Below are 12,831 nucleotides of genomic sequence, written 5' to 3'. Positions count from 1 at the left end.
ATTCCCCTTAGACTGACGCTATTGTTGGAAGTGTAAAGCGCCCAGCCAGTATTTCTTCTGCAAACATTTCTGCGGTGCGAAGCCCTGCGGCAGTCATAATGTCTAGATTACCTGCGTACTTGGGCAAAAAGTCTCCCAGCCCTTCGACTTCCATAAACATCGACACGCGATTGCCATCAAATACTGGACCATTTTTAAGGCGGTAACCCGGCACATATTTTTGTACTTCCGCTACCATGTCATCGACTGATTTACGAATCGCATCCTGATCAGGTGTTTCGTCGGTAAGGCAGTGAATGGTATCCCGCATAATCAGTGGCGGCTCTGCTGGGTTAATGACAATAATTGCCTTACCCTTGCGTGCGCCCCCGACTTTCTCCACAGCACCCGCTGTGGTTCGCGTAAATTCATCAATATTCTTGCGCGTACCCGGACCCACCGATTTTGAGCTAACCGTTGCGACGATCTCGCCGTAGCTAACCGATTGCACTCGCGACACCGCCGCCACCATTGGAATGGTGGCTTGGCCACCACAGGTCACCATATTGACATTGGTGCTGCCTGCGGCAAGGGCATCCTTCAGATTTACCGGCGGCACGCAGTAGGGGCCAATCGCAGCAGGCGTTAAATCAATCATTAAAGCGCCCTGCTCGTTCACTTTGCGCGAATTTTCGGCGTGTACATAGGCGGACGTCGCGTCAAAGCAAATCTGCACACCATCGGCCTTCATGGTCGCCAACATGCCATCAACACCGTCTGCAGTGACCTTTAAACCCATCTCTTTGGCACGAGATAGACCCGGTGAATCAGGATCTACACCCACCATCCACACCGGCTCGATCAGCTCCGAACGCAATGCTTTCATAAGCAAATCAGTGCCGATATTGCCGGGACCAATAATTGCTGCCTTAATTTTTTCCGCCATGCTGCTGCACTCTCTCATTTAGCGTTGCGTGGGCCAGCCCACTTTATACAAATTGCACTGACGCGCGGCCAATACCGTGTAATTCCATTTCCATTTTGTCACCGGCAACAACCGGTTCCAGCGGCACCAGCGAACCCGATAAAATCACTTCACCAGCTTTAAAAGGTATACCAAAACGCCCAAGGGTATTCGCCAACCACGCCACCGCAGTAAGCGGGTTACCTTGTACGGCGCTGCCCAAACCTTCGCTTAATAAGCTGCCATTCTTCCAAACCGTAATTTTCAAGTTTGGTAAATCGTGATCGCTAGGATCAGCACTCGCATCCCCGAGCACATACACACCGCAGGATGCATTATCCGCAACCGTATCTTGAATACGAATATTCCAATCTTTGATACGCGAATCAACAATCTCGAAACACGGCATAATACATTCGGTAGCGGCCAAGACATCGGCCTCGGTAACACCCGGCCCCTGTAGATCCGCCTTTAATTTAAAGCCGATTTCCGCTTCTGCGCGGGGTTGAATTAAATTACCGGCAACCGAAATGTCAGCGCCATTTGGATAGGCCATGGCATCAGTTAAAAATCCAAAGTCCGGCTGATGTACACCCAACATATCCTGTACGACTTTACTGGTAACACCAATTTTCTTGCCGACAATGACTTCGCCGTCATCTTCAAGTCGGCGCTTAAGCATCTGCAGCGAAATATAATACGCGTCATCCAAGGTGATATCAGACAGCCGCTCGGTCAAGGGCTGCAGTGGTTTAAAATCACGCATGGCGTGGTACAAATCGTCGCCACACTGGGTAATTAGTTCTTTTTCCATCATTAGCCGTTTCTCAAGAAATCGTCGGTACTGCGGTTAAACATATTGCGGTGCTCAACCATAACCCAATGGCCACACTGGGAAACCAGTGTTAAACGAATGTTCGGACAGCCTTTCGCGAGTTTTTGGATACCGGTTTCCGGCATCATTTTTTCATTCACGCCCCAAAATGCTAAAACCGGACAGCGAATCTCACTTAGGCGTTCCGTCATATTAGGCACCACCATTGAGGTGATAACCTGACTATTTTGCTGCTGAAAAATACCCCAGCGCTCGTTGATTAATTGCTCATCGACCACGCTGTCGTCATACACCAAACCTCGACGAATAAAATCTTCCAAGCGCTCAGGCGCCATGGGGCCAGAAGTGAAAACTTCCTTCATAACCTGCATGCCAGGCATGTGAAAATAGTCAGCCTGCTCTTCAATGCCACCCGGCGCCATCAACACTAACTTATCTACCTGCGATGGATTATCCAGGGTGAACTTAATAGCTATTGCGCCGCCCAGCGAGTTGCCGATTAAGGCGCAGGACGACACGCCTATGTGATCTAACAGTTGCTTTATACACTCAACAAAAAAATCGAGGTGGTACTGCACATTGTCCGGCTTGTCAGAGTAACCGTAACCTATTAAATCAGGTACGATCACCCGGTAACCCTGCTCAACTAAATACGGATAATTGTATTTGAAATTGCTGTGTCCACTGGCACCGCTGCCACTGCCGTGAAGAAATACCACTACTGGCCCGCTGCCATTATCTAAATAATGCAGTCGCTGCCCATTCGGCAGTTCTGCATAGTTTGCCTCAGGCAATCCCGCGACTATCACTGCCATTTTTATCGTTCTCCAAAGACCAATTTCTTTACATTTCGCGAGTATAAGCGCTGATCACAGACCGCCTAGCCACTCTTTATAAGAGCCGCAATGGTACCGGTTTGGGCCAATACCCCTAATACCCCAAATGGATGACAGCAATGCAGACTAGGGCCTACAGCCGAGTACTATTGAACCACAACATCACTAAATTTCGTTTCCTCACCAAACATTTGCCGAGGTGAGGCCGGAAGACGCCCATCGACATCGGCAACGCCGTATTCGGCGCCAAGCTCGGCCGCATACCAAACCTTGCCACTGCGGGTCATACGCTTGTTGTCGGCAGCCAGTGCGGCAATGACACGCCCGGTAAACTCTGGCGACTCAACCATCGCCGCAAGATGCGCATACAATTCTGGATCGGACTCAATGACCGCCTGTGTGCGCTCAGTATTCAGCAAACCCATCCACAGCGAAACCACAGCAACTTGGTGCGGTTCAAAGTCTACCGCCATGTCGCGGGCCATTTTATCGACCCCCGCCTTACCCGCACCGTAGGCGGGACCATGCATATAGCTACGACCACCTGGGGAAGAGGTATTCACCAGCAAGCCGCCCCGCTTAATGAGTAGGGGCGCTGCGTGATACGAGGCGACATAGCTAGACCTTAAGCCGACATTTAAAATATCCTGCAAGGCGAGAGGCTTCTCCCAAAATGGACCGGGCAGGGTTAAGCCATCGGGGACGTTCAGTGCATTGTTGACCAAGATATCAAGGCCATCGTGATCCCGCGCGATTTGCGCAAATAAGGCCGCAACTTGATCATCATCGCCGTGATCACACACCACGGCGATGCCGATTCCGCCGCGCCGGTTTATTTCCTCTGCAGTGGCGTATATCGTCCCCGGCAATACCGAGTCGCCCTCCGCTTGACTGCGGCCGGTGACGTACACCGTCGCACCGGCATCGCCGAGTGCCAACGCAATTCCCTTACCGGCACCGCGGCTTGCGCCCGTCACCAGTGCAATACACTCTTTTCCCAGAAACATGGGCTCTCCCTTATTTATGTTTATTCTCGGCATATATCACTGCCCCAGCGCAGAACCCACGCTGACACCTTAATATGACAATACTAATAGGCTTGAAGGCGAATAACCCTCCCACGGATAGACGAGATGAAATCAATACCCAACTTGAAATTGCCAATAACGCGATTTTGAAATATCGTTACACAAAGACACCCAGACTGGATGGAGGCCTGATCATGTTGGCATTTAGTAGAAACATTCGGCCCTATGTAGACAGGGAGTTATCCCTAGCCGCTGATGCTAGACGCGCAAAACAATATGCAAAAGAGTTTGAGCATCTCGAAAATGCCCATGTACTTGGCCAGGAATCCACCTATCAACACACCAAAGTGCACTGCTTAATGCTTGCGTGGGGCCTACGTCAGGGCAAACTAGGTGAAGTATGGGGACAATTATTCAGGATTATTGGCGCCGCCAGCAAAACTGCCTTGGGATTAGTGCCAAGTGGAAATACCGGGGGCAGCAATATAAGCCCTTTTGCTACGCGGTCATTATCAGCAGAACACAGCGCAATAATTGCAAAAGCCAAACGGCTTTAATAATTTAAAATGGCTAAGCAAAGTTTAGCCATTTCGTTTCACAGAAGGACTTCTAGACTTACGCAACTGCACAGCATTTTTTGTATTTTTTGCCGCTACCACAATGACAGGGCTCGTTTCGCGCCGGCGGTTTAGCAAGCACTTGTGTCCCCGGCGTCTTTAAGAGCACCGTCAATTCGGCAATATCTTCCACCGCCCCGTCACTCGCATCAAGAGCAATCTCTCCATGCAAATTGGCCTCGGCAAGCATCGCCGCCACTTCCTGCTGGCGCTCTTCACTGGTCACTCGCAGCGTCAAAGGTTGCTTTTTACTACCTGCCTTAACCATAGCCTTGCTCTGGTAGCCATGATTAATATGGCTTTGACGCGCATCTTTACGACCTTTAAAGAAAAACTTGGACACGTTAACAACCCTTAGAGTGATTCAAAACTGGCTCAGCTAAAACTACAAGCGACAGCGACGGCACAATACGTCGATATCCGCAGTTTGTCGCTATAAACCTGTGGCAATTTTTGAGTATTGCTCGTTAGCAATAAGCCAATAGAAATGAGGTGTGAGCGTGGTCGCTGTGCAAACATCGACGAAGGAAATGGGAGGCATCGCTAAAAACGCATCGCCAAGGGCAATAACAAAACAACAAGGCTACTAGGTTTGCGATTGATTTTGAGATTGAGTCGGTGTCATTTGCGGCGTAGAAAAGCCAATACCATTGCCAAGCTCCACTCTCGCCACATCGACCGCCACCGACAAAATTTGCTTTCCACCACCGCCAAACACGACGCCTTTTAAGGGCGTCACATCGGAATAGTCCCTACCCCAAGCGGTAGTGATATGCTGATCCGCCGGCATCACATCGTTCGTTGGGTCAAAGTCCTGCCACTCATCACCTGGAATATAGACCGCGAACCACGCGTGTGATGCGTCTGCTCCCTGCATTTTCACCTGCCCCGGCGGTGGCAAGGTTTCAAGGTAACCACTGACATAGCGCGCTGAAAAACCCAGGCTGCGCAACACACCAATCGCCAAATGGGCGAAATCTTGACACACGCCGCGACGATTTTTTAATACCTCATCGAGCGGCGTAGCAACAGTGGAAAACCCCGGATCATATTTAAAGTCTTTGAAAATTCGCGAATTCAAGGCACTTACGGCTTCAAGAAACGGACGATTCGGACTAAAAAGATCACGGCCGAAATCAGCCAGCGGAGGCGCGATAGAAATCATGGGCGAGTCAAAACAAAACTCTGTGGCCGACATATCTTCTTTGCCAGAACCGGCACTTAAGGCGGCAAGTACTTCAGCGCAGGTTATACCACCGCTGAGCAACCGCGGTTCAGAGGGCGCAATTTCAACTTCGCTGTCGACTATCACTTCCAAGGATTTATGCGGTCTTTCCACGGTAAAATGACACACCACATTACCAAAATAATCGACCCGCTTAATTCTGCTGGTCGGTGCCGGAATAATACGAATATCGCTGTAGTTAACCCGCTGGCCATTGCACTCTCGCGGAATGAGGTAGGCGACGTTATAACCCTGATTCACTTGATCTGCGTATTCGTAGCGAGTCGAATGCCTTACCCGATATTTCATGACACACCTCGGCCACTCATTTCAACAGGCTGCGGCCCCATTGCATGATCAAAATAACGATCTGCCAGCGCTTGCGATGCAGCTTTAAGATCTTTATCTAATTGATTTAGTAATTTGCCCAGATTCAAATGCTCTCCGGTCTTCTCATCGCGCTCAGCCAGCTCATCCACGGGCGTAAGCAATAAATTATTCGTCGCACGCAAAATACAACGCATATCATCGCTTAGCTGTACGCCTTTGTTTGGACCTTCAACGTCTTCCAAGTGGTTGCGTAGACTCTCGAGTTGAAACATCACTGAACGTGGGTTTTGACGATCGAATAATAATAGCTCCATGCCTTTATCCAAACGATAACCGCTGCGGTAGTAGCGCTTGTAGACAATCCGCGACTCCAAACTCGCCAGCACCGGCTTTAACAAGGGCACACCTTGGCCATCACTTTTATCGGTGACCAATACGTGACTCAGCAGTTCTACGGTTTTTTGAGCTCGCTCCAAGCGACGCCCCATTTCCATAAAGCGCCACGCGCGACCGCGCACCATACTTTCCTGGCTGAGACCACACAGCGCTAACAAACTGGTGATGAGCGGGTCGAGCAACTCCTCTGGCGCGGCCTGTAAGCTGCTCTCAAGATTCTTGTTCAAGTACTCCATGCCATCGCGAATATCGTTAACTAAGCGCAACATGTCATTGGACAGCAATTCTTTCACACCGTCGGCGGAGTGCAGAATCGCCTCGAGACAATGGGCAATACTGCCCGGCCGAGAGCGGTTAGACACAATGTCGAGTAACTCATGCTCCGGGGTTTCAAAGTCTGCATCTTTAGCGGTAAAACCGGGAAAGGTGCCGGTAACCTTGGTAACCGAGCACAGCAGAACGCGGCGGTTATCCGGTGATAACGGCTCGATACTATTCAGTTCTTCAAACGCTGTTCGCACTAAACGCAAACCCGATTCCGCCCTTTCGGCGTAGCGACCAAACCAAAATAAATTATCAATTACCCGGCTCGGCAGACTGAAGTTGCGGTCCATTTTTTGCCGCGCCAACTTCTCTGGCTCAAAGACACTGTCTTCAATTTCCGGCTCGGAGGCCAAAATCCACGTGTCTTTACTGCCGCCACTATACTGGCTAACAATATGCTGAGTGTCAGTGTGGGTACCAATATGGGTAAGCCCGCCAGGCATCACACTGTAAGAGCTGCCACTCGCCACGGTAAATCCGCGCATTACCAGCGGCCGACTACTGAAGACTTTGCCGTCCAAAGCCGGTGTCTGGGAAGGACGCACGGCAGTTTGGGCGACGTAATCAATGGGCTTTGCCAACACTTTGGCGAGTAAGGTAGCTCGCTCTTGGGGGTTGAGATCAGCCACAAACACACTGTGCCTGCCGGGCATACGACAGGTGTGACGAATTAATAAGTCATCAAAGTGCGCCTTTACATACTCTAAGTCAGCAGCATCACCACACCACCACGTTGGCACCGAACTCAAGCGCAGATCGCGACCGAGAAAATGCCGAGCAATGGCGGGCATATATTTAGCGAGAACGGGACTTTCTAAAATGCCACTACCCAAGGGGTTGGCGATGATAACGCCGCCGGCGCGGGCCACTTCGGTTAAACCGGGCACACCCTGACCAAAGCTCTGCCGCGATACCACGGGGTCTGCCACGCTATCGTCGATGCGGCGTAAAACCACATCTACTTTACGAAGCCCATCCAAAGATTTTAACCACAACGCGCCCTTGCGAACGGTTAAATCTCGCCCCTGCACCAGAGGATAACCAAGGTAGTTAGCGAGGTAAGCATCTTCAAAGGAGTTCTCTTTAAACGCCCCTTGAGTCAGATACACCACCAAGGGCGCATCCTTTGTTGGACTAAGTTCGGCTAATTTGCGACGCCACTGTAAAAAGAAGTTAGAAAGCCGATGCACGTGGGCATCGCGGAATAAACTCGGCATCACCCGTCGCAATACGGTGCGATTCTCCAGGGCGTAGCCCGTTCCCGAGGGAGCTTGAGTACGGTCGCCAATGACGAGCCATTCACCACTTGCGGAACGGACTAAATCGGCAGCGTGGAATATTAACTGGTGTTCGCCAGGTAGCCGAATCCCGTCGCAGGCGCGAAGAAAACCTGGATGGCTAAAGATCGCCGCCGGGGGGATGACCTTGTTATGGATGAGTGTTCTCTCACCGTAAAGATCACTGAGAATAAGGTTAAGTAATTCGGAGCGCTCGCGAAGCGCATTTTCGATAGATTCCCACTCCTGACTCGACAGAATCATGGGCAGTAAATCGAGACTCCATGTATGACTGACGTTTAACTGGTCGCCAGGACTGTAGCTGGCACCGTCGTCACGGAGTATGCGCTTTGCAGTGCGCTGCCGCTCAAGAAGGGCATCCATACCCATGGCATTAAGTACCCGCATAGGATAATGCCAATGCTCGCGGACATTGCCATCAGTCCCGATGACCTCATCGTATTGGTCATGTTGCGGTTTATATACAAAGCGTTCAGTTAGCATGGATGTGGTGCCAAAAACGTGCGTTGAGTAAAAGTCATACCCAAGGTAAAAGGAACATCACCACGGCTACACTCGCAAATCCCTAATCGCATACAGCAATTTCGCACCATGTTGGTGCCGGAATCGCGACCGCCACCAACAGCAAATCACGATGGAGAAGACTACCGTAAGTACCTTATCTGGGCAAACCCATCCTGCTACGAGAAGTACCTATTTAGAGCCTGCGCACACAAACAGGCCCTAGCACGCTATGTCGGCTGGAACCACGTATCTTGAATCGCCTTGTGAATGACGATTGAGTTTTTTTCCAACTCAGTTAGGTAGGCTGGAAAACCCACCGATACATCAGTGTAATCGCTGCCACTGGTCACTGTTTTCACGAAGTCATTTAAACAGGACATCACCTTTTCGCTGGACGGCAACTGTTTGGCTGAGTCCTGCATCCTTAATAAGCCGCAGGTAACCGCGCGGGGAAACAGCGTGTCTTCCAGCAAGAAACGCGCAGCATCATCGCCTTTTATCGCCACCTTCATTGTGCGGCGAAACGGCATCGTCGCGTTCAAGGTGCCCAATACACTGCCCCACACCGCGTCCAAGACATGATTGGTGTCATTTTCAATAAAGTCGCTAGACATGCTGGCACCCGCTTCCAAAATACGGATAGTCATATCAGCGCGCTCCAAACTGCGCCCCATATTTAAGAAATGCCAAGCGGCATCACGGCGCATAGTGTCGGCGATAAGGCCATTAATTTGCTGACAGGTCTTAATAATCTCTTCAAGAAACTCATGCCGATAGCGGCGGTTTAAGCCCTGGGCGATATTCTCAGATACAAATATTTGAAACTCGTTGACCAACTCCCAGCTTTCCTGAGGCACGATATCTCGAGTTGTTCGAATATTCTCACGCACCATCCGCAGTGACGACGCCAAGGAGCTGGGATTGCTGAGATCTTCCAGCAAAAATTTCACCACCCGCTTTTCATCCTGCACCGAAAAACGCCGGTTATATTCGCCGTGACTGCCACTAGCGATAACCAAATTATGCCAGCTTATACCCGTGTCTCTGGGCAAATCGAATAGTAAGCCGGTATAGACCTGTATTAATCGAGCCATACTTTCCACGCGCTCAAGGTAACGCGCAAACCAATACACTCGCTCTGCAACTCGCGATAACATCATTATTTTGCGCCTCCTTCCGCTACTATCCAGGTGTCTTTACTACCACCACCCTGTGACGAGTTGACGACCAGCGAGCCTTTTTTCAATGCCACCCTCGTCAAGCCCCCCGTTGTCACCGCCAAGTCCGTGCCCTGCAATACAAAGGGCCGCAAGTCTAAATGACGCGGTTCAGCTTCGCCTGGGCCGGTAATAACCGGCGCCGTCGACAGCATTAATGTGGGCTGTGCAATGTAGTTACGGGGGTTTTCCTGAACTAGCTTGCGGAATTCTTCGTGATCTTTCTTCGTGGCGTGCGGCCCAACCATCATGCCGTAGCCACCGGATTCATTGGCCGGCTTTACCACCAGCTTTTCAATATTTTCCACCACGTATTTAAGCTGCTCTGGATCGTCGCAGAGGTAGGTTTCAACATTCGGTAAAATCGCCTTTTCACCAAGATAGTATTCGATCATCTTGGGTACGTAGGCGTAAACCACTTTATCGTCAGCAACACCGGCACCCGGCGCATTGACCAAGGCTACATTGCCCGCCTGCCATGCCCGCATAATACCCGGCACACCTAAAATGGAATCGGGATGAAACGCTTCTGGATCCAGGAACAAATCGTCAATTCGGCGATAGACAACATCAACTCTTTCCAAGCCTGAAATAGTCTTCATATAGACGCAGTCATCTTTGTCTACAAATAGGTCGCTGCCCTCCACCAATTCAACGCCCAACTGTTGCGCCAAATACGCATGCTCAAAATAGGCAGAGTTATAAATACCGGGAGTGAGGATAACGATTTCAGGTTGCCTAACTTTTCGCGGCGACACCGACGCCAGCATGTTAAATAATTTTGCAGGGTAATCATCAACAGGCAGAATATTGTTAGTTTCAAATAACTCTGGCAACACGCGTTTACTTATCTCGCGATTTTCCAGCATATAGGCGACGCCGGAGGGGACGCGCAAATTATCTTCCAAAACATAAAATTTACCGTCTGCATCCCTTACCAAATCGCAACCGCAAATATGCGCCCACACCCCTTTCGGCGGTGTAATGCCAACACACTCAGGACGGAAGTTTTTTGAGTCTTTAATCAGATACTCCGGCACCACACCGTCTTTAAATATCTTTTGCTCGTGATAGACGTCGTTGATAAACAGATTGAGTGCGCGCACTCTCTGCTTTAAACCGTTTGCCGTTTGCTCCCATTCCTTAGCACTAATCACCCGCGGAATAAGATCAAATGGCCACGTACGATCGATATTTTCACCATCTGAATAAACGGTGAAACTGACCCCCATATCGCGAACAGTGCTCTCCGCCGCGACTCGACGGCTTTCAAGTTCCTCTCGGCTGAGCTGCCCCAAGTGTTTAACAACGCGCTGACTAGCACGGCGAGCGCCGCCTTTGGGCGTTATCATCTCATCGAAAAAATCACCGCCTTGATACTGACTCCAATCGATACCACCAGATTCCTTGTCTGCACCTTTCGTCATCTATAAAACACCTATTTGGAAATTATCTTCGTCTAAAACGCAGTGCACCAAAATAGCGCAAACGCGGTCAGAGTCTCGCGTTGTGTTAGCGCATAATCAAAAGATATTCTCTGTTATGCACCGAATACAGCCAATCTGCATCATTATCATCAGCAATAGCTAGGCCAACTTGCACAAAAATTGATATCGGCTTGCCTTATTTTTACCGACTAATTGACTCATTGGCCAATTAAGCACACGCAGCTTTTATCCTCAACAGCAGCGATGTAATTTTTTAGCGCCGCCTCCATCAGCCAGTCTACACAGCAGCAATGAAATGGGGGAATAGCACGCTTATGGAAACCCAAGAACTTGCGTTTACGTGCGCTACTGATAAAGACCATTACGCAGGAAAATATAGAATAGAAACCTGTCAACAAGCAGTGTCCCTATAATGACACAGCTTTCTTTTAAACTCGCTATCTTAGCTCATGCACAGATACTTGATGTACCGTTGAATTCCCGAATGGGCCAACACAGCTGAAAAATCGAATAGTGCAAAATGGCGCCGGCAAATTTCACCGCCCATCAGGACAATTATTTACAGCGCCTGTTGCAAACTAAGCAGGATAAAGTTTGGGGTATTTGTGGCGTCGAACTCATATCGACCGACGCCAAGCTATCTCAATTCATACTAACTAAATTGCTATAATCGTTAAGGCTGTACACACACTGGCAACATGGTGGTACGGCATCCAAGGTAATGTCCTGCGACAACTTATCAGTCAATCGATTTCAATTGCTGTCATGCGGCCTTTACCCGCAGGCCATTTAAAAAAATGTCCTCTGCCAATTGCTCGGCAATAGCTACTGTCGATAAGCCACTTGCCGCGGATTGTGTAAATATTTCTAATAAGGAACTAGATATATTACTTAAATGCGCTGCGGTTTTAGTAGAACCTCCCTCGGCACGCTGGTAATACACATCAATAATGCCGCCAGCATTAATCACAAAATCTGGGGCGTATAAAATACCTCTGCGCAGCAGGCGCTCGCCTTGCGCGTTGCTAGCCAGCTGATTATTTGCCGCACCTGCAACAATACCTGCTCGGATTATTTCAACGCTGTCGGCGTTAAGAGATGCCCCCATCGCGCACGGCGCCAAAACATCTGTATCAAAGCCCATGATGTGATCACAGGGTATAACCACCGCACCGGACTGCTGCGCGAGTTGGCAGTGCTTAACATTCACGTCTGCTGCGAAGACGATTGCACCCTCAGCGATGAGCAGCTCAATTAAATGGCGCCCAACGGCCCCTGCGCCCTGCACGGCTACTCGCACGCCCGAAAGATCATCGCTACCGTGTTTAAAAGCCAAGGCTGCCTTTATACCCAAGAACACACCTTGTGCGGTATAGGGCGATGGATCCCCACCAAAGCGGCCACCCTCCACTACCCCGCTCACGTACGATGTGCGCTCTGCGATGATTTTCAAATCAGTTACCGTCGTGCCCGAATCTTCAGCGGTGATATAGCGCCCTCCGAGATCGTTAACAAACTGTCCCATCGCCAATAGTAAATCACGAGATTTTAAGCTCGCCGGATCGCCGATAATAACGGCCTTACCGCCACCTAATGGCAATCCTGCCAGAGCCGATTTATACGTCATCCCTTTCGACAAGCGCAGCACATCATCAAGTGCATGATCATCATTCGCGTAGGGAAACATTCGGCAACCACCTAAGGCGGGGCCCAAGTTCGAGTTATGCACCGCCACAATTGCACGCAGACCACTCCGGGCATCTTGGCAGAACGACACCAGCTCATGATCATCGTAATGTGACGAGTTAAACACTGACATGACTTACTCCT

Annotated in this window: 11 protein-coding genes; 1 reads left to right on the top strand and 10 read right to left on the bottom strand. The window is 50.0% G+C overall.

Annotated elements, in window-relative coordinates; all coding sequences use genetic code 11:
- Positions 1-7: 7 nt before the first annotated feature.
- The 4 genes from AAC007_RS01915 to AAC007_RS01900 form a co-directional block, all read right to left on the bottom strand.
- Complete coding sequence (locus tag AAC007_RS01915) at positions 8-925, bottom strand: acetaldehyde dehydrogenase (acetylating) (RefSeq protein WP_339674401.1); 918 nt, start codon at positions 923-925, stop codon at positions 8-10.
- 43 nt (positions 926-968) lie between these two features.
- The gene (locus AAC007_RS01910) at positions 969-1,757 is read right to left on the bottom strand and encodes a fumarylacetoacetate hydrolase family protein (RefSeq protein WP_296436787.1); all 789 of its coding nucleotides are present in this window, start codon (positions 1,755-1,757) and stop codon (positions 969-971) included.
- A gap of 2 nt (positions 1,758-1,759) precedes the next feature.
- Positions 1,760-2,593: an alpha/beta hydrolase gene (locus AAC007_RS01905; protein WP_296436776.1), complete on the bottom strand. Its 834-nt coding sequence runs from the start codon at positions 2,591-2,593 to the stop codon at positions 1,760-1,762.
- A 167-nt stretch (positions 2,594-2,760) separates the two neighbouring features.
- Positions 2,761-3,621: an SDR family NAD(P)-dependent oxidoreductase gene (locus tag AAC007_RS01900; protein WP_339674400.1), complete on the bottom strand. Its 861-nt coding sequence runs from the start codon at positions 3,619-3,621 to the stop codon at positions 2,761-2,763.
- A 74-nt stretch (positions 3,622-3,695) separates the two neighbouring features.
- Between AAC007_RS01900 and AAC007_RS01895 the strand changes: the two genes are divergently transcribed.
- Positions 3,696-4,199: a DUF3703 domain-containing protein gene (locus tag AAC007_RS01895; protein ID WP_339674399.1), complete on the top strand. Its 504-nt coding sequence runs from the start codon at positions 3,696-3,698 to the stop codon at positions 4,197-4,199.
- A 58-nt stretch (positions 4,200-4,257) separates the two neighbouring features.
- Here AAC007_RS01895 and AAC007_RS01890 read toward each other — a convergent pair whose 3' ends face one another.
- The 6 genes from AAC007_RS01890 to AAC007_RS01865 form a co-directional block, all read right to left on the bottom strand.
- Positions 4,258-4,602: a PBPRA1643 family SWIM/SEC-C metal-binding motif protein gene (locus AAC007_RS01890; protein ID WP_295877747.1), complete on the bottom strand. Its 345-nt coding sequence runs from the start codon at positions 4,600-4,602 to the stop codon at positions 4,258-4,260.
- Between the two features lie 243 nt (positions 4,603-4,845).
- A complete protein-coding gene (locus AAC007_RS01885; protein WP_296436779.1) occupies positions 4,846-5,793 on the bottom strand; it encodes a transglutaminase family protein in 948 nt (315 codons plus the stop codon).
- On the bottom strand, positions 5,790-8,315 hold the full coding sequence (locus AAC007_RS01880; protein ID WP_296436780.1) for a circularly permuted type 2 ATP-grasp protein: 2,526 nt from the start codon (positions 8,313-8,315) through the stop codon (positions 5,790-5,792). Before AAC007_RS01880 ends, AAC007_RS01885 begins: the two co-directional genes overlap by 4 nt.
- A 248-nt stretch (positions 8,316-8,563) precedes the next feature.
- Positions 8,564-9,496 (bottom strand): alpha-E domain-containing protein, encoded by a 933-nt coding sequence (locus AAC007_RS01875; RefSeq protein WP_296436781.1) that lies wholly within the window; start codon positions 9,494-9,496, stop codon positions 8,564-8,566.
- Entirely contained in the window at positions 9,496-10,980 is a 1,485-nt protein-coding gene (locus AAC007_RS01870; protein WP_295877751.1) for a circularly permuted type 2 ATP-grasp protein, read from the bottom strand. Before AAC007_RS01870 ends, AAC007_RS01875 begins: the two co-directional genes overlap by 1 nt.
- A 784-nt stretch (positions 10,981-11,764) precedes the next feature.
- On the bottom strand, positions 11,765-12,820 hold the full coding sequence (locus AAC007_RS01865) for a Glu/Leu/Phe/Val dehydrogenase dimerization domain-containing protein (RefSeq protein ID WP_296436782.1): 1,056 nt from the start codon (positions 12,818-12,820) through the stop codon (positions 11,765-11,767).
- Between the last annotated feature and the right edge of the window lie 11 nt (positions 12,821-12,831).

It is taken from the genome of uncultured Zhongshania sp. (assembly GCF_963975605.1).
GTDB lineage: Bacteria > Pseudomonadota > Gammaproteobacteria > Pseudomonadales > Spongiibacteraceae > Spongiibacter > Spongiibacter aquimaris.
This window is presented reverse-complemented; position numbering and strand designations above follow the sequence as displayed.